At 56.4% G+C, this 20,333-nt stretch carries 12 protein-coding genes; 4 read left to right on the forward strand and 8 right to left on the reverse strand.

Annotated elements, in window-relative coordinates; all coding sequences use genetic code 11:
- Window positions 1-79: 79 nt before the first annotated feature.
- The 5 genes from H9X86_RS02395 to H9X86_RS02415 form a co-directional block, all read right to left on the reverse strand.
- Window positions 80-1,351 (reverse strand): substrate-binding domain-containing protein, encoded by a 1,272-nt coding sequence (locus H9X86_RS02395; RefSeq protein WP_204899987.1) that lies wholly within the window; start codon window positions 1,349-1,351, stop codon window positions 80-82.
- Window positions 1,352-1,523: 172 nt separating this feature from the next.
- Complete coding sequence (locus H9X86_RS02400) at window positions 1,524-2,507, reverse strand: substrate-binding domain-containing protein (protein ID WP_204899988.1); 984 nt, start codon at window positions 2,505-2,507, stop codon at window positions 1,524-1,526.
- The gene (locus H9X86_RS02405) at window positions 2,494-4,215 is read right to left on the reverse strand and encodes a sensor histidine kinase (RefSeq protein WP_346011413.1); all 1,722 of its coding nucleotides are present in this window, start codon (window positions 4,213-4,215) and stop codon (window positions 2,494-2,496) included. Before H9X86_RS02405 ends, H9X86_RS02400 begins: the two co-directional genes overlap by 14 nt.
- On the reverse strand, window positions 4,206-5,489 hold the full coding sequence (locus H9X86_RS02410; RefSeq protein WP_204899989.1) for a response regulator: 1,284 nt from the start codon (window positions 5,487-5,489) through the stop codon (window positions 4,206-4,208). The genes H9X86_RS02405 and H9X86_RS02410 overlap by 10 nt, the downstream gene beginning before the upstream one ends.
- Before the next feature lie 155 nt (window positions 5,490-5,644).
- On the reverse strand, window positions 5,645-6,298 hold the full coding sequence (locus tag H9X86_RS02415) for a spore surface glycoprotein BclB (protein ID WP_204899990.1): 654 nt from the start codon (window positions 6,296-6,298) through the stop codon (window positions 5,645-5,647).
- A gap of 159 nt (window positions 6,299-6,457) precedes the next feature.
- On the opposite strand from H9X86_RS02415, the gene udp reads away from it, so the two are divergent.
- The 3 genes from udp (at window position 6,458) to H9X86_RS02430 (ending at window position 8,646) form a co-directional block, all read left to right on the forward strand.
- Window positions 6,458-7,207 carry a uridine phosphorylase gene (gene udp, locus H9X86_RS02420; RefSeq protein WP_204899991.1) on the forward strand — a complete coding sequence of 250 codons (750 nt, stop codon included), beginning with the start codon at window positions 6,458-6,460 and terminating at the stop codon, window positions 7,205-7,207.
- 249 nt (window positions 7,208-7,456) lie between these two features.
- Window positions 7,457-8,158 carry a M15 family metallopeptidase gene (locus tag H9X86_RS02425; protein ID WP_243416796.1) on the forward strand — a complete coding sequence of 234 codons (702 nt, stop codon included), beginning with the start codon at window positions 7,457-7,459 and terminating at the stop codon, window positions 8,156-8,158.
- A 113-nt stretch (window positions 8,159-8,271) separates the two neighbouring features.
- Entirely contained in the window at window positions 8,272-8,646 is a 375-nt protein-coding gene (locus H9X86_RS02430) for a PH domain-containing protein (protein ID WP_204899993.1), read from the forward strand.
- A gap of 76 nt (window positions 8,647-8,722) precedes the next feature.
- On the opposite strand, the gene H9X86_RS02435 is transcribed toward H9X86_RS02430, so the two are convergent.
- The 3 genes from H9X86_RS02435 to H9X86_RS02445 form a co-directional block, all read right to left on the reverse strand.
- Window positions 8,723-11,341 (reverse strand): cation-translocating P-type ATPase, encoded by a 2,619-nt coding sequence (locus H9X86_RS02435; RefSeq protein WP_204899994.1) that lies wholly within the window; start codon window positions 11,339-11,341, stop codon window positions 8,723-8,725.
- 334 nt (window positions 11,342-11,675) lie between these two features.
- Window positions 11,676-13,253: an asparagine synthase B gene (gene asnB, locus H9X86_RS02440; protein ID WP_204899995.1), complete on the reverse strand. Its 1,578-nt coding sequence runs from the start codon at window positions 13,251-13,253 to the stop codon at window positions 11,676-11,678.
- Window positions 13,254-13,326: 73 nt separating this feature from the next.
- On the reverse strand, window positions 13,327-15,420 hold the full coding sequence (locus H9X86_RS02445; RefSeq protein WP_204900099.1) for a glutamine synthetase III family protein: 2,094 nt from the start codon (window positions 15,418-15,420) through the stop codon (window positions 13,327-13,329).
- 371 nt (window positions 15,421-15,791) lie between these two features.
- Here H9X86_RS02445 and gltB point away from each other — a divergent pair, with 371 nt between their 5' ends.
- The gene (gene gltB, locus H9X86_RS02450; protein WP_204899996.1) at window positions 15,792-20,333 is read left to right on the forward strand and encodes a glutamate synthase large subunit; all 4,542 of its coding nucleotides are present in this window, start codon (window positions 15,792-15,794) and stop codon (window positions 20,331-20,333) included.

Here is a 20,333-nt window from a genome sequence, read left to right on the forward strand (position 1 = left end):
GGAGAATTCCTTCTCCCTAATAGCGTATGTTACAACTGATTAGCGAATGGGAATCTTACCAGTTCCAATCTCAGCTCAATTACTGGAGCAGGTTGGTGTAGGAAGCGGCGTTGTCGGTCTTGATCATGTTGATGGCGAAAGCGTCATAGGAGGAGGGGTTACCCAGCTTGTTAATGACGCTGGACTCGGACTGACCGTCGCCATCGACGTACTCAACCTTCAGGTTCAGCAGGTCGTCGTACTTCTGCAGCAGGGGCTTGTAGGTGGAGCTCAGGAAGTTATCAGTGGAGTTGTAGGTGTTCAGCCACACACTCTTCTCGGGGCTGGTCTCCTTGTCGACCTGATTGGAGACGGGGGCCCAGGTCACGGTGGAGTCCAGGAAGTCCTTGTAGTTGTCGCCAGTGACGGCCACGTTCAGGGCATAGTAGGAACGGGTGGCCTCGTCGTACTTGTAGACATCCTCGCTCAGCTGGTTGCCAGCGGCGTCAGCAGTGCCGATACCGGTGTCCATATCAACGCCGTCCAGAGCGTTGCGGATCACGCGCAGGGTCAGGTAAGCCTGAACGTCGGCGTGCTGGCTGATGGTGCCGCCGTAACCATCGGCAATGGCCTTCACGGCATCGGAGTTGGCGTCATAACCAAAGGTGGGAACCTTGTTCTCGTTGGACCAAGCGGTAAACATGGACATACCCATGCCGTCGTTGTTGGAGGCGATGACATCGATCTGATCGCCGAAGGAGGAGGCCCAAGTGCTGATGGCGTTACCAGCGGTACCGGCGTCCCAAGTGGCACCAGCGGTGTTCTTCATCTCCTGAGAGGCCAGCTCACGGATGGTGTAGGTCTTGCCGTTGACCTCCAGCTTGCCGTCCTGTACGAACTCGGACTTGCCGTCGGTGTTGGTGCCAACGGGATTGCTGACGATGGAGTCGTCTTCCTTGGTCACGGCAGTGCCCAGAGCGGAGCGGACGCCGCGAGTACGGGCGATGGAGTCGTTGTGGCCCACGTCGCCGATGGCCAGCACGTAGCCGATGATGCCGTCACCGTTCTTGTCGATCTCGTCGATGTGAGCCTTGATGTAATCCAGAATCATCTGGCCCTGGAGCTCAGCGCCCTGGTTGGCGTCGAAGCCCACATAGTAGGTATCATCATTGAAACTCAGAGCTTCCATGTTCAGCTCGCCGGTGGCGGAGTTGGAGGGCTGACGGTTAAACCAAACAACGGGCTTATCCTTGTTGGCAACGGTGTCGGAACCGCCGGTGGAACCGCCTTCCTTGGTAGAGGTGTCGCCGCCACAAGCGGCCAGGCTGAACGCCATAGCGGCGGCCAGGGACAGAGCAAGAGCTTTCTTCATAACTATTCTCCTTTTCTGATTCAGTGTTTGATGGAGCATACGCAACTCCATCTTCTGCACTCTATACTAACGGAATTGGTCAGGAAAAACAAGGTGAAAAATCACCGAAAGGAGGGCAAAAAATTATTCTACCTAAACAAGATGTGAAAAAATTCAACGTCGAAATTGTGCACTATGACCAGCTATCTCGCTGTTCAAAGGCAAAGAGGGCTTTTTGACTGTCCATGGAGAATAAATTCTTCTGATCCACGATCTGGGTGGATGTGTCTACGGTTTCCGGTAGGTTTTTGCCCTGGCCGGAGAGCAGCTTGTATGCGCTCTCCACGCCCAGGTATCCCATGGCATAGGGGTTTTGCACGATCAGGGCATCTACGGAGCCGTTTTGAAGCCCATCCACCGTGTTCACGTTGGAGTCGAATCCCACCAGGAACACCTGGTCAGAGCAGTTCAGACGTTCGATGGCTTGGGCAGCACCTACGCTGGTAGGTTCATTGAAAGCCAGCAGGACGTTGATTTCCGGGTGCTGTTTGAGAAGTTGGGCGGTGTCTGACTGGGCCATATTGGACTCAGCCAGGGTGTTGACGATGCTGATCACCTGGGCGCGTCCGCTGAGATCAAAGGCATCCACGGCCCCCTGCTGCCGTTCCTGACCATTGGCACTTTTGATATCGTAGTTGATGATTCCCACCTTCAGAGAACCGTCTACCCGATCCAGGGCGGCCTGAGCCGCCATATGTCCGGCGGCGTAGTTGTCGGTGCCGATATAGGTGCTCACAGCCTGGGAGTCCACATTGCTGTCAATGGCCACGATTTTGACCCCTTGCTGGGCAGCGGCGTCAATGGCCTGGGCATTGTTGTCGAAATGAATGGCGGAGAAGACCAGAGCTTCGGTACCACCGGCCACAGCGTCAGCCACCATGCTGTTCTGGGTCTCGTAGTCCTCTTCGGTGGCGGGGCCAATGATGTTGAGATTGAGGTTGTACTCCGTGGCAGCGGCCTCGGCGCCAGCAAAGACAGAGAGCCAGAACTCAGTCTGTGTGGACTTGGCGATGAGGGTGACTGTGTGCTGGGAGGAGGTGGCGGAGTTTGGGGAACAACCCAAAAGAAGCAGCAAAATCAAGGTGCTGCACACCACGATGATCTTATTTCGCTTCATAATTTCCCTCCAAAATTTTAGGCATCCGAATTTCCACACAGGTTCCAACATCCAGCTTACTGGTGATACTCAGGCCATACTCTTTTCCAAAATAGATCTGAAGGCGGTCGTTGACGTTGCGGATCCCAATACCTGCCCGATCCTTGGGGTCGTGCTCCATGATGGCCACGATTTGCTCCTGACTCATGCCAACGCCGTTGTCTTCCACCCGGAACAGGATATCCTCTCCGTCGGGCTGGACATATACGTCGATGCGGCCCTCCTCCACCAGCAGATCCAGGCCGTGGTTGATGGCATTTTCAATGATGGGTTGGAGGGTAATTTTGTTGCACAGGTAATTGACACAGGTAGGATCCACATGGAAATGGTAGGTAAATTGATTTTTGTACCGGTATTTCTGGATTTGCAGGTAACTCTCTGCGTGTTCGATCTCTCGGGAAATGGGGATAAGCTCATGGCCTTTGCTGATGCTGATTCGGAACAGCCGAGCCAGAGCGTGCACCATCTTCACCGCATCGGCATTGCGTCCCTGCTCGCACATCCAGGCGATAGAGTCCAGGGTATTGTAGAGAAAGTGGGGGTTGATCTGGGCCTGGAGGGCCTTGAGTTCGGTTTTGCGCAGGTTCAGCTCTTCCTCCCGTACTGTGGTCATCAGCTGCTGAATGCGCATGACCATGTGGCCGAAGGAGCAGGACAGCTCCTGCACCTCACGGGTACCGCCCACAGGCTGATAGTCAAAGTGGTCTGCATCCGCCTCGAAGCTCTCCATAGCGGAGGTGAGGCCCCGAAGGGGGCGGCCCAGCAGGTTGGACAGCAGCCAGCTGGTGAGCAGAGCGGTGAGAAGCACCAACACAGCCAGCACCAGGGAGAGTTGTATCATCTCCTGCACGTTGCGGTTGACCAGCTCGTCCACATAGCTCACGCCCACCACCCGCCAGTCGCTGCCCTCCACGGAAGTCAGGGAATAGATGACGGTGTCGTTGGCGTGAGCGCCGTCCTCCAGCTGAGACAGGCGGGAGGTATCTTCACTGCGCAACCCGGAGTAGAGCAGCTGCTGCTGGGGGTGGTAGACGATGTTGCCAGCCTGATCCATCAAGAAGCAGTAGCCACGCTGACCGATGCTCACATTATTTATATAGGCAGAGATGCTGGAAAAACTCAAATCCAGGGAGACCCAGGCAGCGGAACTGCTCTGGGGCAGGGGAGCGGTCATAGTGACCACCCAGGGGTAGTATCCTTCAAAGATGCTTTCCACATGAGGGGTGGACATATAGGACCTGGTGGCGCTTTGGGCCTGGGTGAGATCGAAAGAGAGGTTTTGATAAATCTCTTCCTTAGGCTCTCTGCCCGGAGACCAGCACTGGAGCAGCTGGCCTTGGTCGGAATAGCTGGTTACCGCCACCACATCGGGGCGAAACTCCAAAAAGGCTGACAACAACTCATCCCTGGTTTGGTCGGATTCTGACATGGATTGCTCCACCTGTTCCATGGCCTGGTTCATGTTGAGCAGGTAATCAGAGACGGTGTTGGATACCTGTGACACGGCCTGAACGCTGTTGGTGCAGGCGCTTTCCACCATGGCGTTTCGGTAGCGATCCAAAAACAGCAGGATAAAGCACAGCAGCATGATGGCTACCACTCCCACCACCATGGACACCAAAATGGTGGTGATGCGCAGTCCGGTTTGGGACAGTTTTCTCAACAACACCCACCCGCTTTCTCTGCATCCAGGCGGCGTCTCAGGGCATTAGGTGATTCGCCGCAGTATTTTTTGAAGCAATAGCTGAAATAGTGCTGATCGGTATAGCCGCAGCGCTGGGCTACATCCTGAATTTTCAGATTGGAATTGGTCAGCATATCCCGGGCCGCTTCCATGCGTTTGCGGATCAAGATGTTGATAAAGGTTTCTCCCGCATACTTTTTGATACAGGAACTCAAATGATTGGGACTGACATCCAGCATGGTGCTCAGGGAAACCAAAGAGAGGTTTACATCCATATAGTGCTGGTCCAGCGCTTCCAAAGCCCGCTGGCACAGCAGGTTTCCTCCCTTGGCAGAGGGAGTCAGATCACTGATGAATTGCACGCAGCTTTCGGACGGATCCCCTTGGTGCACGGCCTCCACAGCCTCCTTGTAGGCGGTGTGTAGAGCGGTGAGGGAGCGAACCATGCGGCTGACACCGATGCGGCAGCGTTTGCTCAGAATTCGATCCGCCATCTGTGCGATCTCGTCGGCCAAAATATGTAGGTATTCCTCAAAGTCGGATGGATTGCCCATCAAGACGGATATGACCTTACCTGAGGAATAAAAATTGACGTTCCGGAGATATTTGGCGGCCAGGGTATTGATGGAGGAGACGAAGGACGGGGTGGTGCAGTTGGAACCGTCTTCTTCCAGCAGAGAGGTGACCATGACGGTGTAGCAGGGCCGGTCCAGACTGTCCCGCAGCAATCCGCACTCCTGAGCATAGGTGGTGATCTGCGCTTCGTCACTGGGTTCTGCATACTCGTCCAGTACCTGAGACATCAGCATGGTGGTGCGGAGATCCTGCCCCGCACCCCGGGTGGCAGCCTGGCGAAACATAGCAAACTGGGCATCGATTTTTTCACGAATGGTGCGAAGCTCTGCACCCAGACCCTCCAGAGTCAGAGGCTTGAGCATATAGCTGATGATGTTGTATTGGATGGCCTGCTTGGCGTACTCAAAATCATCATAGCCGCTGAGAAATGCAATGTTGGTGGCAGGACGCACTTCCCGGACGTGTCGAGCCAGTTCAATCCCGGAGATGAAGGGCATCCGGATATCGGTGAGCAGCAGATCCGGAGCGTACTGCTCCACCAGCTGCAAAGCGTCCAGACCGTTGCTTGCACTGCCCACCAGGTTGAACCCGTACTCTTGCCAGGGGATCATAGAGCATACGGCCTCACGAAGCTCATCTTCATCATCGGCGACAATGACGGTGTAAAGGGGTTTGTTGGCCATGGGGATATCGATCCTTTCTCTGTGTGTCAGAAGGGTGAAGGACCACAGGGAGTGGTACCCAACAAATTGTAAAATAATGTGACAGACTCTATCAGTATATCAGATTTGCTTGTCGGAGACAAATGATTCTTGGGGAAAGAAAAAAGAGGGTGTGGTCAGTTGTCGCCCAATCGGGTGACGGTCATGGACACGGCATCTGCCAGATAATTGCCTCCGGTGGGGTCGATCTGGAGTGTGGTGGGCACGTCGGTCACTGAAATGGGCACGGTGAAGGATGGCTCAGAGGACTGTGTAGAGTTTTGAAAGGTGAAAGGCACCGAAGCCCCGGGTACCACTGTGCCATTTGCCTCCAGAGAGGTGGTGATGTTCACTGGAAAGGTGTTATTGGCCGTGGGGGTGATGACGCCGTGGAACTCCACCGAATACACACCGGGCTGGGTGATGGTGAAGGTGTCGCTGCCTGGGGTGTGGGAAATGTCGTTACCCAGGCTCAGGGACGTGCGGTCAAAGGTGATGGGAGTGCCTGAGGTTCCGGGCTGGGACGGAGTGGAGTAGGCGGAGACTAGACTCACAGGCTGGGCAGCTCCGGGCAGGCCCTGGGGAATGGTGAAGTTAAGTATGGCGTTTTGGGCAGTGCCGGAATTGGTCACCTGGGCAGGGGTGCCTGGGGCCCCGGTGGTGACAGTGCCAATGGTGATGGTGGCAGCGGCCCCCGGAGGGCCGGGGGGACAGATGGGGCAGGGCTGAACCGGCATGGAACAGCACAGAACTGGCTGCAAAGAGCAGCGACAATGGCAATGACGTCTCATGGTTCCTCCTTGGCTTTTGGCGGATGCCTTTTTTACAGCCTATGTCAGGAGCTGCAAAACGTGCTTGGATGTGGGAAGTTTTCATTGACGAATGGGAGGGTGAGTGTACAATATACATATAGGAGAATCAATGAAAGACACTGGGAAAGGAGGCAAGTCATGCAATATCATATTGGGTTGGACGCATCCATGCTGGAGGGGGCCAAGTATGCCATTTTGGCGGGAGATCCCGGACGGATCAAAGCCATCGCCCAGGGTATGGAGAACGCTAAGTTTTTAGGCAGCAACCGGGAATACACCAGTTATCTGGGCTATATTGGTGGGAAGCCTGTGGTGGTGATGTCCCACGGCATTGGTGGCCCCTCCACCGCCATTGCAGTGGAGGAACTGGCCCAACTGGGGGTGTCTACCATGATTCGGGTGGGCACCAGCGGCGGGATGCAGCAGCAGGTGCGGGCTGGGGATGCGGTGATCGTTCAAGCCGCGATCCGACAGGACGGCACCAGCCGGGAGTATCTGCCCATTGAGTACCCGGCAGTGGCGGATTTCCAGGTGACGGCAGCGCTGCAAAAGGTTGCAGCCCGGAAGGGTGTGCCCCATCATGTGGGTGTGGTGCAGTGTAAGGACAGTTTTTATGGACAGCATGCACCCCAGCGTATGCCGGTGGGGGATGAGCTGCTGGCCAAGTGGAAGGCCTGGATCCAAGGGGGAGCATTGGCAAGTGAAATGGAGACTGCGGCCCTGTTTGTGGTTTCGTCTGTGCTGCGCTTGCGGGCCGGAGCGGTGATGCTGTGTATCTGGAACCAAGAGCGAGATCAAGCAGGTCTGCCCCACGAGGAGTGCCACGATACCCAGGGGGTCATCGACCTGGCCATCGGTGCCGTGGCAGAGCTTATGGAGCAGGAGTAAGGAGCTTTTCTTGTCTTCGTGGCGCATTCTACTGTGGCCATGGGCCAGACCAAAGGTGTGTCTGACCTATGGCCACAGCCTTTTTATGGATAAAAGTTCAGGCACTGTGAAGATATGGTGATTATTGACATGGAAGAGAAGCGGGTGTATGATAATCAATGCATTAAGAGGAATGGATGCGCAACAGGAGGTTTATCCGTGAGGAATTCGGTACAAAAGATGCTGGCTATATGGGGAAGTTTGGGTATTATGCTCACAATATCCGGGTGTTCTATGGATGTTACCCAGTGGAAAAAGCAGGAGCGGATTGTGGAGCCGCAGAAGGAAGTGGTAGAGTCCACGCCTCAGCCCACCGATTGGGTAGGCGGCAAACACATTGACACGATTGTGGAACAGACGCAGGGGCCGGTGTCACCCAGTGGGAAAAGTTATACCTACTATGATACGGTAGAGCCTACCTATATTGATGGGGTTTTACTGGTGAATAAGGAGTATGCGTTACCCCGGAGCTATGGAGACGGGGAGGATGAGGCTGCGTATGAGGCGCTGTTAAAGCTCCAGGAAGGAGCAAGGCAAGCGGGGTACTCCATGCCGCTGATGAGTGGGTTCCGCTCCTTTGAGACTCAGGACAAGCTGTACAACAAATATGTGGAGGAAGACGGGGTTGAAAAAGCGGACACCTATTCTGCCTGGCCGGGTCACTCCGAGCACCAGACGGGCCTGGCCTTTGATGTGGGCTGGGTGGATCTGCAATTTGCCGACACCGGGGCGGGTCAGTGGCTGGCCCAACACTCCCATGAGTACGGCTTTATCATCCGCTATCCCGAGGGGAAAGAGGGTGTGACGGGCTACCAGTATGAGCCTTGGCACGTTCGCTACCTGGGTGTGGATCTGGCCACAAAGGTATATGAAAGCGGTCTTTGCCTGGAAGAGTATCTGGGAGTTGATTGAGAAGAAGATGGGGAGATAGCTGAGCTATCTCTCTTTTCTTTTTCCAAGGAGTAGACAAGAGCTGAATGACCGTGCTATCATAAATATATTCAATGAAATAAGGGGGCAACAGTATGATTGATTTTGAAAATGCAGACTTTCTCAAACTGAAAGTAGTGGACAACAGCACCTATGCAGAGCGGATTACCCCCATGTTTGCGCCGGGGGAGGAAATCGTGGCCTCTTTCCGCACGGTACGGGACGGGGTGGTGTTCACCAACCGCCGGGTGATTGCCATCAATGTGCAGGGGATTACTGGGAAGAAGACAGACTATTCCTGTTTGCCCTATAAGAAAATTCAGGCTTTTTCCATAGAGACTTCCGGGGTATTCGACCTGGACGGTGAACTGGAGCTGTGGTTCAGCAGCCTGGGGCGTGTTCGCTTTGAGTTTACGGCTGGGGCAGATGTGGCCCGTATCTGCGCCGTGATCTCTCAGTACGCGCTATAACCTTGTCCATACAAGAAATATCCCCCATGTTCCAGGGACGGAACATGGGGGATATTTTACTTCAGGTGAGGAGTGGTTACTTGCGCTCCAAAATCACCTTGGTGATCTGAATGACAATGGTGGGGATGAGGGCCAAGCCAACGATCTCGCCCAAATTGGACACCCCGAAGGCAGGGGAGACCATGAACAGGGTGTTGAGGCCGGGGACAAAGAGCACCAGCATCAACAGCACCACGCCGGCGAAGAAGGCCAAGATGGAGGCCTTATTGGTGGAGAACTTCAAACGGAAGATAGACTCAGCACCTCGGCAGTTGAAGCCGTGGAACAGTCGTGCCAGGGTGAGGGTGGAAAACGCCATGGTGGTGGCCAGGGCTGCGTCTCCGTTTTGATAGCCCAGGTAGAAGGCGATCATGGTGACGATGGCAATGAGCAGGCCCTGGATGCCGATGCGAGCCAGCAGAGGCTGGTTGAGAATGGGCTCTTTGGGATCTCGGGGCTTTTGATTGAGCAGACCCCGGCGGGCAGGCTCCATGCCGATGGCGATGGCGGGCAGAGAGTCGGTGAGCAGGTTGATAAAGAGTAGGTGCACCGCCTCAAAGGGAGCCGGCAGAGCCAGCAGAGAGGCGTATACCACACAGAAGATGCCAGCAGTGTTGCCAGAGAGCAGAAACTGAATGGCGTTTTTGATGTTGGCGTAGACGCTGCGGCCATTGACCACCGCCTTGACGATGGTGGCAAAGTTGTCGTCAGCCAGGATCATGGAGGCGGCATCCTTGGATACTTCGGTGCCGGTAATACCCATGGCCACGCCGATGTCTGCCTTTTTCAGAGCGGGGGCATCGTTGACACCGTCGCCGGTCATAGATACGATGTTGCCCCGACGCTGCCAGGCATTGACGATGCGGATCTTATGCTCCGGAGACACCCGGGCGTACACAGATACGGAGGCCAGGCAGTCATCCAGCTGCTGGTCGGACATGTTGTCCAGTTCCACTCCGGACAGGGCCTGATCTCCATCCAGGAAAATACCCAGCTGCTTGGCAATGGCGGTGGCGGTGATTTTGTGGTCACCGGTAATCATAATGGTGCGGATACCACCTTGCTTGGCGTCTGCCACAGCCTGAATGGCCTCGGGGCGGGGAGGATCAATCATGGAGATGAGGCCCAGGAAGGTGAAGGTGTTCTCGTCTTCCAGGGACAGGGGACGAATGGCATCCAACTCCCGGTAGGCAAAGGCCAGCACCCGTAGACCCTCAGAGGAGAGCTGGGTGTTGATGCGGCCGATCTCCTCTTTCATCTCCTGAGTCAGGGGCACACGACCTTCCGAGGTGAGCAGCCACTGGGAGCGATTCAGCAGCACGTCCATGGCGCCTTTGGTAAACAGGGTAGGCACACCGTCGATGTCATGGAGGGTGCTCATGAGCTTGCGGTCAGAGTCAAAGGCCAGCTCACTCAGACGGGGGTGCTGGGTGCGGTAGGTCTCTTCCTCCACACCGAAACGCTCGCCCAGCATCACCAGGGCCACCTCGGTGGGGTCGCCGATGGAGGTGCCGGTGGTTTCATCGTGGGTGGCATCGCTGGCCAGCAGGGCGGCCTTGAGCAGCAGACGCTGGACGTGGTTGGCCAGATCCAGTTCATTTCCCTCTACCAGAGCGCCATCGGCATACACCTTCTGGGGGGTCATCTGGTTCTGGGTCAGGGTGCCGGTCTTATCCGAACAGATGACAGACACACAGCCCAGGCTTTCCACGGCCTTCAGATCCTTCATGATGGCGTTCTGACGGGCCATCTTTTGGGTGCCCATGGCCAACACAATGGTGACGATGGAGGACAGAGCCTCGGGAATGGCGGCCACAGCCAGGGCCACGGCAAACATCAGGGCGTCCAGGATCTCCATCCCACTGCGGAAGATGGAGAGAGCGAAGACAATGGCGGAAATGACCATGATGACAATGGCCAGCTTGGCGCTGAAATTGTCCAGACTTTCCTGGAGGGGCGTTTTCCGCTGCTGGGTCTGGTTCATTAGGGTGGCGATTTTGCCCAGCTCGGTGTTCATGCCGGTGGCGGTGACCAGCACGGTGGCCCGGCCATAGGTGACCAGAGAGCCGGAAAAGACCATGTTTTTCTGATCGCCCAGGGCAACTTGCTCTGCGTTGATGACATCAGCAGTCTTGTCAACTCCCTCACTTTCTCCGGTGAGAGAGCTCTCATTGACCTTTAAGGAGTAGTTTTCCAAAATGCGGCCATCGGCCACCACCATGTCACCGGCCTCCAGCAGCACGATGTCGCCGGGGACGATCTGGTTGGAGGGGATCTCCACTCGCTTTCCATCCCGCAGCACCTTAGCTGTGGGAGAGGACATGGCCTTCAGGCTTTCCAGGGATTTTTCCGCCTTGAAGTACTGAACGGTACCTAAAATGGCGTTGAGGATGAGCACGGCGAAGATGACCACGGTGCTCTCTACGTTGGCAGAGGCAGCGGAGATGAGAGCTGCAATGATGAGGATGATGACAAGCAGATCTTTGAATTGTTCTGCAAAGACCTGAAGCACACCCTTTTTCTCTCCCTCAGCCAGCTGGTTGGGGCCAAATTGCTGGGCACGGGCCTGGGCCTCTTGACTGGACAGTCCGTTGACGGAGGTGTGTTGGGTGTCCAGGGCCTGCTGTGGTGTCTGCTTATAGTAGGCGTCTGTCATTGGTATTCCTTCCTTCCTTGTTGAAAATGAGGGCGGAGAGGTAAAACAAAAAGACTCCCCGCCAACCGCCGTAAACACGACAGTTGTCGAAAAGTCTTGTTACCACGCAGGGTGCATACCGCCAGGCCAGTTACCTGAGCCGAGGTGTTGACGGCATAGCTTCAAACTACTCCCTTTTCAACTGCCGCCATTCTACCATGGGGGTCAGTGAAAGTCAAGGGCGAATTTCAGCGGGTGCAAGATGGACGAAGGGGTCAATTTAGCATACCCCAAATGCAGCACCAGCAAACGGGAGCTGCGGGGTGATTTTGCCCCGCAGCTCCCCCAAGAGGTGTTATTGTCCGCTGAGACCGTAGTTGGATAGCACACGGGCAGAGGGATCGTTGACGTCGCAGCCCTGCCAGTCTCGGTTTGGCATCCAGAAGTCGGCTACCATCTGGCTCTGGCCGGGATAGTACTTCTCAAACAGCTCCCGGTAGAGCAGGGACTCCTTGGTGAAGGGTTGGGCGTGGGTAAATCGCTGCCGCCGGACCTCAAATTCGGCATCTGTGTAGCAGGTCTCGGCGTAGGCTTTCAGGTCGTCCACCAGGGAGTGACCCACGGCATCGGAAAAGGCTGCCTTTTCCCGGTAGAGAATGTTCGAGGGCAGGTAATCTCCTTCAAATGCACGGCGTAGCAAGTATTTTCCCTTGCCATAAACATTGCACTTGAGCTTGGGATCAATGGACATAACGTAGCGCACGAAATCCAGGTCACCGAAGGGCACCCGGGCCTCCAGTGAGTTGACAGAGATGCACCGATCTGCCCGCAGCACATCATACATATGGATTTCCCGGATCCGCTTGGCGGCTTCGTCCTGAAAAGCCTGGGGAGAGGGGGAAAAGTCGGTATATTTGTAGCCAAACAGCTCGTCGGAAATTTCACCGGTGAGAAGCACCCGAATATCTGTGTTAAGGTGAATTGCTTTACAGATGAGATACATGCCAATGCTGGCCCGGATGGTGGTGATATCGTAGGTGGCCAGCAGTTCCACCACCGGCTCCAGGGCAGAGATGACGTCCTCCTGGGTGATGATGACCTCGGTATGTTGACTGCCGATATACTCGGCCACCTCCCGGGCGTACTTGAGGTCAATGGCATCTCCGGACATCCCGATGGCGAAGGTGCGGATGGGGGTGGCAGAGGCCCGGGCAGCCACAGCGCACACCAGGGAGGAGTCCAGCCCGCCACTGAGCAGAAAGCCGACCTTGGCATCAGACACCAGCCGCTTTTGAATACCAGCCACCAGCTTTTCCCGAATGTTGCCGCAGATGGTGTCCAGATCGTCATCCACCACTTGGTCTACTTGGGTCATATCGGCATAAGACACAAAGTTGCCGTCCAGGTAGTAGTGGCCTGGAGGAAAGGGGAGAATTTCTTCCACCAGGTCCATCAGGTTTTTGGGCTCACTGGCAAAGACGATGGCACCGGCAGGGTCGTAACCATAATATAGCGGGCGGATGCCAATGGGATCCCGGGCGGCCACCACATGGCCACCTTGGGTGTCCAAAATGATGCAGGCAAACTCTGCATCCAGTTGGGCGAACAAGTCTACCCCGTATTCCTTATAGAGGGGGAGCAGAATTTCACAGTCCGACTCACTTTGAAAGGTGTACTTTTCTTTCAGTTGTTCCCGCACGGCTTCGAAGCCGTACAGCTCCCCGTTGCACACCCCATAGCAGCCGTCCAGCTGGAAGGGCTGCATCCCCTGGGGGTGCAGGCCCATAATGGCCAGCCGATGGAAGCCCAGCACTCCCAGGGAAGTTTCTACCAGCTGGGAATCGTCGGGGCCCCGAGATTTTGTTTTCGAAAACCCCTGGACAAAAGCGGTCAGGTCTGCCGTAGGGGAGCAGTATCCCATAATGGAACACATCGTGATTCCTCCTTATGTGCGGGTGCCCACGTCCCCTGGTGGGGGGCATGGGCACCCGTGGCGTTTGTTTGTATTACCGCACCCCGAACAGCAGCTGTCCGTAGGATGGGTAGGGCCAGAACTCGCTGGCAGTGGTGGTTTCGGCCTGATCCACAGCCTGGCGCAGCTGCTCCATGGCGGGGAGCACCTGATCCCGCACGGTCTCCGAGGTCTGGGTGACATCGTCCAGCTGCTCCACACGGCTCTCCAGGGCCTCCAGAGTCCCCATGTTCTGGGCGATCTGGTCGGTGAGGGTGCACAGCTGCTCCAGCAGCTTTTCCTCATGGGTGCAGGGCAGAGTGCTAAGCACTGCCCGCTTGGCGGAGATGCCCTGGGCCACATGAGCGGCGTAGCTTTGGATAGCGGGGAGAATGTCCTGACGAGTCATGTGGATCATGGTGTTGGCCTCGATTTCCACGGTCTTGCAGTAGTTATCCAGCATGATCTCACAGCGGGACTTGATCTCCGGGAAGGAGAAGACACCGTGATGGGTGAGCATCTCCACGTTTTTCTTGTGGAGCAGGCAGGGCATACAGTCAGCGGTGGTGGGCAGGTTCAAAAGCCCACGGGCCTTGGCCTCTTGGATCCAACTCTCGTCGTAGCCGTTTCCATCAAAGAGAATGCGCTGGTGCTGGCCGATGACGTCCCGGAGAATTTGGTGGATTTCCGCCACCCGATCCTGGGCCTGTTCCAACCGGTCGGCGTACTGACGCAGGGACTCTGCCACGGCGGCGTTGAGCATCATGTTGGCGCAGGCAATGGAGTTGGAGGAGCCCAACATACGGAACTCAAACTTGTTGCCAGTGAAGGCGAAGGGGGAGGTACGGTTGCGGTCGGTGGTGTCACGGGGCAGGGGGGGCAGGGCGTGGACACCCAGCTTGACGCTTTCTGCCTGGGGAGCGGTGTACTGGCTGCCTTCCTGGATGGATTTGAGGATGCCGGACAGCTCATCGCCCAGGAAGATGGATACCACGGCAGGGGGAGCCTCGTGGGCGCCCAGACGGTGGTCGTTTCCGGCGGTGGCCACAGACAGCCGCAGCAGATCCTGGTAGTCGTCCACAGCCTGGATGACGGCGCACAGGAAGAGGAGGAACCGGGTGTTCTCGTGGGGCTTGTCGCCGGGGGAGAGCAGGTTCACACCGGTGTTGGTGGCCATTGACCAGTTGTTGTGCTTACCAGAGCCGTTGACTCCGGCAAAGGGCTTTTCATGGAGCAGGCACACCAGGCCGTGCTTGGCGGCCACCTTTTGCATGATCTCCATGGTCAACTGGTTGTGATCGGTGGCGATGTTGGTGGTGGTGTAGATGGGAGCCAGCTCGTGCTGGGCGGGGGCCACCTCGTTGTGCTGGGTCTTAGCCAGAATACCCAGCTGCCACAGTTCTTGGTTGAGCTCATCCATGTAGGCGGCTACTCGCTCTTTGATGTTGCCAAAGTAATGGTCATTGAGCTCCTGCCCCTTGGGGGAGCGGGAGCCAAAGAGGGTGCGGCCGGTGTAGATGAGGTCGGGGCGCTGGTCGTACAGGTTGCGATCCAGCAGGAAATATTCCTGTTCAGGGCCTACCGAGGTGCGAACAGACTTCACATCGGTGTCCCCCAGCAGGTGGAGTACCCGCAGGGCCTGCCGGTTCAGCGCTTCCATGGAGCGCAGCAGGGGGGTCTTTTTGTCCAGGGCTTCGCCGCCGTAGGAGCAGAATGCGGTGGGGATGCACAAGGTCTTGCCCTTGATGAAGGCGTAGGAGGTGGGGTCCCAGGCGGTATAGCCACGGGCCTCAAAGGTGGCCCGCAGCCCGCCGGATGGGAAGGAGGAGGCATCCGGCTCACCCTTGATGAGCTCCTTGCCCGAGAACTCCATAATCACGCCGCCGTCGGGGGCAGGGGAGATAAAGCTGTCATGCTTTTCGGCGGTGACACCGGTCATGGGTTGGAACCAGTGGGTGAAGTGGGTGGCGCCTTGCTCCACTGCCCAATCTCGCATGGCGGAGGCCACAACATTGGCCACGGGCAGCTCCAGAGGAGCGCCCTCCTCCATGGTGCAGCGCAGGGAGCGGTAAATATCTTGGGGAAGGCGGGCCTTCATCACACGCTGGTCAAACACCTTGCATCCAAAGTAGCTGGGCACGTTCGTCATGTTCATCCATCCTCTCCAGAAAATAAAAAAGGACAACGGCGTCATAGAAACAAACTCCATGACGTCGTTGTCCGTTGGATGGGCTTATGATACGCCCCTTTTTCCATGCCGTCAAGAGTGCAAAAAGCGCAAAAACAAGTGGATGTTATTGGTAATAACTTGTGAAGATTGCCATTTATGCGATAAGGGGTTGACAAGGCAAAGAGATGTGTCGTATACTTTAACGAAGTAAACAGTCGATGTCAGGGCAATCGACTGTCCATGAAAATACGCAATGACAAGGGTGTCAAGGAATCCTACGAACAAGGAGGTTCGGTGGATTCTTTGGCGCCCTTGTGTTTATTTTAAGTCATTCCGAAGGGGGAATCACCATGACCAAGCAAGCCATGCAGACCCTGTACTGTCCACAGCTGGAGCACGACAACTGCGGCATTGGAGCAGTTGTGGACATTTATGGCCGGAAAAACCACAAAATTGTGGCGGATGCGCTGAACATTGTGGAAAACCTGGAACACCGGGCCGGGAAAGACGGACAAGGGAAGACGGGAGATGGCGTAGGCATTCTGGTACAGATCAGCCACCGTTTCTTCACCAAAGCGTGTGCCCGGCTGGGGATCGATCTGGGCGGCCAGCGGGAGTACGGAGTAGGCATGTTCTTCTTCCCACAGAATGAGCTAAAGCGAAGCCGGGCCATGAAGATGTTTGAGGTGATTGTGGCCAAGGAGGGGCTGGAGTTTCTAGGCTGGCGCCAGGTGCCCACTGCCCCTCAGGTGCTGGGAGAGAAGGCTCTGGCGTGTATGCCCGCTATTTATCAGTGCTTTGTGAAAAAGCCTGGGGACATCCCGGCGGGGCTGGCTTTTGACCGGAAGTTGTACATGGTACGCCGAGTTTTTGAGCAGAGCAATGACAACACCTATGTCCCTTCTCTATCCAGCCGTACCATTGTGTACAAGGGAATGTTTCTGGTGGGGCAGCTGCGTACTTTCTTTTTAGACTTGCAGGATGAGGACTTTGAGTCCGCCATTGCCTTGGTACACTCCCGCTTTTCCACCAACACCAACCCCAGCTGGCAGCGGGCCCACCCCAACCGGTTTATCGTCCACAACGGGGAGATCAACACCATCCGGGGGAATGCAGACAAAATGCAGGCCCGGGAGGAGACCATGTCTACCCGAGAATTTTCTCAGGATGACCTGACAAAGGTGCTTCCAGTGATCCACACCGACGGCTCGGACTCGGCTATGCTGGACAACACCTTGGAGTTTCTGGTGATGAGCGGCATGGATCTGCCCCTGGCGGTGATGGTGGCCATTCCCGAGCCTTGGAGCCACAACGACACCATCTCTCAGCAGTGCAGGGATTTCTACCAGTACTATGCCACCATGATGGAGCCCTGGGACGGCCCCGCCTCCATTTTGTTTTCCGATGGCGACGTGATGGGGGCGGTGTTGGATCGCAACGGCCTGCGCCCCTCTCGCTACTACATTACCTGTGATGGTCGGCTCATCCTCTCCTCGGAGGTGGGGGTGCTCCCAATCCCGGAGGATCAGATCAAGACCAAAGAGCGGCTCCACCCGGGGAAAATGCTGTTGGTGGATACGGTACAAGGTCGTGTATACTCGGATCAGGAGATCAAGGAACGCTATGCTCATCAGGAGCCCTACGGAGAGTGGCTGGACAGCAACCTGGTGGAGCTTCATGAATTGAAGGTACCCAACCAGCCGGTGCCGCCCCTGAGCCGGGAGTACTGTGCCCGGCTGCAAATGGCCTTTGGATATACCTATGAAGAGTACCGCAACAGTGTGTGTTCCACGGCCTTGAGCGGCAGTGAACCCATTGGAGCCATGGGCATAGATACCCCTCTGGCGGTGTTGTCCAAGCAATATCAGCCTCTGTTTCACTACTTCAAGCAAATGTTTGCCCAGGTCACCAATCCGCCCATTGACTCGGTACGGGAGAAAATTGTCACTTCTACCACCGTCTATGCAGGTAAGAACGGCAACTTGCTGGAGGAAAAACCGGAAAATTGCCGGGTACTGAAGATCAACAACCCCATTTTGAACGATTTGGACCTGTTGAAAATCAAGACCATGAACCGCCCGGGCTTTCAGGTGGACACCGTCTCCATTCTCTATTATAAGAATACACCCATGGAGCGGGTGCTGGAGCAGTTGTTTGTCCAGGTGGATAAGGCCTACCGCAAGGGAGCTACAATTCTGATATTGTCCGACCGAGGTGTGGATGAAAACCATGTGGCCATTCCGTCGCTGTTGGCGGTGTCGGCTGTGCACAAGTACCTGGTTAAGACGAAAAAATGCACTGCCATGTCTCTGATTTTGGAGTCTGGTGAACCCCGGGAGGTACACCACTTCGCCGCTCTGCTGGGCTACGGCGCTTGCGCCATCAACCCCTACCTGGCCCACGCCACTGTGGCCCAGCTGGTGCAGGACGGTCTGCTGAGCAAGGACTACTACGCCGCTGTGGAGGACTATGACCACGCTGTACTCCAAGGCATCGTAAAAATCGCCTCTAAGATGGGTATCTCCACCATCCAGTCCTACCAGGGCAGTCAGATTTTCGAATGCATCGGCATTGGCCAGGAGGTCATTGATGCCTACTTCACCGGAACCATCAGCCGCATCGGTGGTATCACCCTGGAGGATATCGCCGCCCAGACCGATGCCCAGCACTCCAAGGCCTACGATCCCCTGGGGCTGGATGTGAACCTGACCTTGCCCTCGGTGGGTCGTCACAAAATGCGCTCCCAGGGAGAGGAGCACCGGTATAATCCCCAGACCATTCATCTGCTCCAGCAGTCTACCCGCACCGGGGATTACCAGATGTTCCAGCAGTACACCACCCAGGTGGATCAGGAGAGATTCGGTACACTCCGCAGCCTTATGGAGTTCAACTACCCGGACCAGGGAGTGCCCTTGGAGGAGGTAGAGAGCGTGGAGAGCATCGTCACCCGCTTCAAGACCGGAGCCATGTCCTACGGTTCCATCTCCCAGGAAGCCCACGAGGCTCTGGCTGTGGCAATGAACCGCCTCCACGGCAAGTCCAACAGCGGTGAGGGGGGCGAAAGCGATGAACGGTTAGAGTCGGCGGGCACCAATCACGACCGCAGCTCCGCCATCAAGCAAGTGGCCAGCGGCCGCTTTGGGGTCACCAGTCGCTACCTGGTCAGCGCCAAGGAAATTCAGATCAAAATGGCCCAGGGGGCGAAGCCGGGGGAGGGCGGACATCTGCCCGCCCAGAAGGTTTACCCCTGGATCGCCAAGACCCGCCATTCCACCCCGGGGGTGAGTCTCATTTCCCCGCCGCCTCACCACGATATTTATTCCATTGAAGATTTGGCCCAGCTCATCTATGATCTGAAAAATGCCAACAAGTACGCCCGTATCTCGGTGAAGCTGGTGTCTGAGGCCGGGGTAGGCACCGTGGCTGCCGGCGTGGCCAAGGCGGGAGCGCAGGTGATTCTGATTTCTGGGTACGATGGCGGCACCGGAGCCGCCCCCCTCAGCTCCATTTTGGATGCTGGTCTGCCCTGGGAACTGGGTCTGGCGGAGACCCACCAGACTCTGCTGCAAAATGATCTCCGGGACCGTGTGCGCATTGAGACCGACGGCAAGCTCATGAGCGGCAAGGACGTGGCTGTGGCAGCCCTGCTGGGGGCTGAGGAGTTTGGGTTTGCCACAGCGCCCCTGGTGACGTTGGGCTGTGCCATGATGCGGGTGTGCAACCTGGACACCTGTCCCATGGGCGTGGCCACCCAGAACCCGGAGCTGCGCAAACGCTTTGCTGGAAAGCCCGAATACGTAGAGAACTTCATGCGCTTTATTGCCCAGGAACTGCGGGAATACATGGCCAAACTGGGGGTGCGCACGGTAGACGAGATGGTGGGCCGCACTGACCTGCTTCGTCAGAGAACAGACCTGACGGGTATGGCAGCCAAGGTGGATTTGAGCCGGATTTTAGCCCATGTCCCGGACAGTCAGACTATCTTTGATCCGCAACAGGCCTACGACTTCCACCTGGAGCGCACCAAGGATGAGTGCGTGCTGCTCCAAAGTGCCATGATCCAGGACAGTCTGGAAACTGGAAGAAGACACACTGTCAACGTAAATTTGGTGAATACGGACCGCAGCTTCGGCACCCTGCTGGGCTCGGAGCTCACCCGCCGTTATCCCCATGGGCTGCCCCAGGACACCATCACCGTCCGCTGCCATGGGGCAGGAGGTCAGAGCTTTGGCGCTTTCATTCCCCAAGGTCTTACCTTGGAGCTGGAGGGAGACAGCAACGACTATTTCGGCAAAGGTCTCTCCGGCGGTAAGCTGGTGGTGTACCCCTCGCAAAAAGCCAAGTTTGTCCCCCACGAGAACATCATCATCGGAAATGTGGCGCTGTACGGAGCCACGTCTGGTGAGGCCTACATCAACGGCATGGCTGGTGAGCGGTTTTGTGTACGCAATTCCGGTGCCCGTGCTGTGGTGGAGGGCGTGGGTGAGCACGGCTGTGAGTACATGACTGGCGGCTGTGTGGTGGTGCTTGGCCCCACGGGCAAGAACTTTGCTGCCGGTATGAGCGGAGGCGTGGTGTATGTGCTGGATGAATACAACGCCCTGTACCGCAACCTGAACAAGGGCCAGATCCTCATGGAAAAGGTGGAGAGTAAATACGACCGGGAGGAACTGCGCCAGATGCTGAGCAACCATGTGGAGGTCACCGGCTCGGCCAAGGCAAAGCAGGTGTTGGCAGACTTTGATGGTTATTTGCCCCGATTCAAAAAGATCATCCCTGAGGAGTACAAGAAGCTGATGCAACTCTCCGCCCAGTTTGAGGAACAGGGGATGAGCCGGGAAGAGGCGCAGATCGAAGCGTTCTACGCCAGTGTGGCAGGAAAGGAAGGTTGA

This window comes from Pseudoflavonifractor capillosus (assembly GCF_016902575.1).
GTDB lineage: Bacteria > Bacillota > Clostridia > Oscillospirales > Oscillospiraceae > Enterenecus > Enterenecus capillosus_A.

Coding starts and splice junctions, on each gene's coding strand:
- H9X86_RS02395 (WP_204899987.1), bottom strand. CDS start 1,351: ATGAAGAAAGCTCTTGCTCTGTCCCTGGCCGCCGCTATGGCGTTCAGC.
- H9X86_RS02400 (WP_204899988.1), bottom strand. CDS start 2,507: ATGAAGCGAAATAAGATCATCGTGGTGTGCAGCACCTTGATTTTGCTG.
- H9X86_RS02410 (WP_204899989.1), bottom strand. CDS start 5,489: ATGGCCAACAAACCCCTTTACACCGTCATTGTCGCCGATGATGAAGAT.
- H9X86_RS02415 (WP_204899990.1), bottom strand. CDS start 6,298: ATGAGACGTCATTGCCATTGTCGCTGCTCTTTGCAGCCAGTTCTGTGC.
- udp (WP_204899991.1), top strand. CDS start 6,458: ATGCAATATCATATTGGGTTGGACGCATCCATGCTGGAGGGGGCCAAG.
- H9X86_RS02425 (WP_243416796.1), top strand. CDS start 7,457: ATGCTCACAATATCCGGGTGTTCTATGGATGTTACCCAGTGGAAAAAG.
- H9X86_RS02430 (WP_204899993.1), top strand. CDS start 8,272: ATGATTGATTTTGAAAATGCAGACTTTCTCAAACTGAAAGTAGTGGAC.
- H9X86_RS02435 (WP_204899994.1), bottom strand. CDS start 11,341: ATGACAGACGCCTACTATAAGCAGACACCACAGCAGGCCCTGGACACC.
- asnB (WP_204899995.1), bottom strand. CDS start 13,253: ATGTGTTCCATTATGGGATACTGCTCCCCTACGGCAGACCTGACCGCT.
- H9X86_RS02445 (WP_204900099.1), bottom strand. CDS start 15,420: ATGACGAACGTGCCCAGCTACTTTGGATGCAAGGTGTTTGACCAGCGT.
- gltB (WP_204899996.1), top strand. CDS start 15,792: ATGACCAAGCAAGCCATGCAGACCCTGTACTGTCCACAGCTGGAGCAC.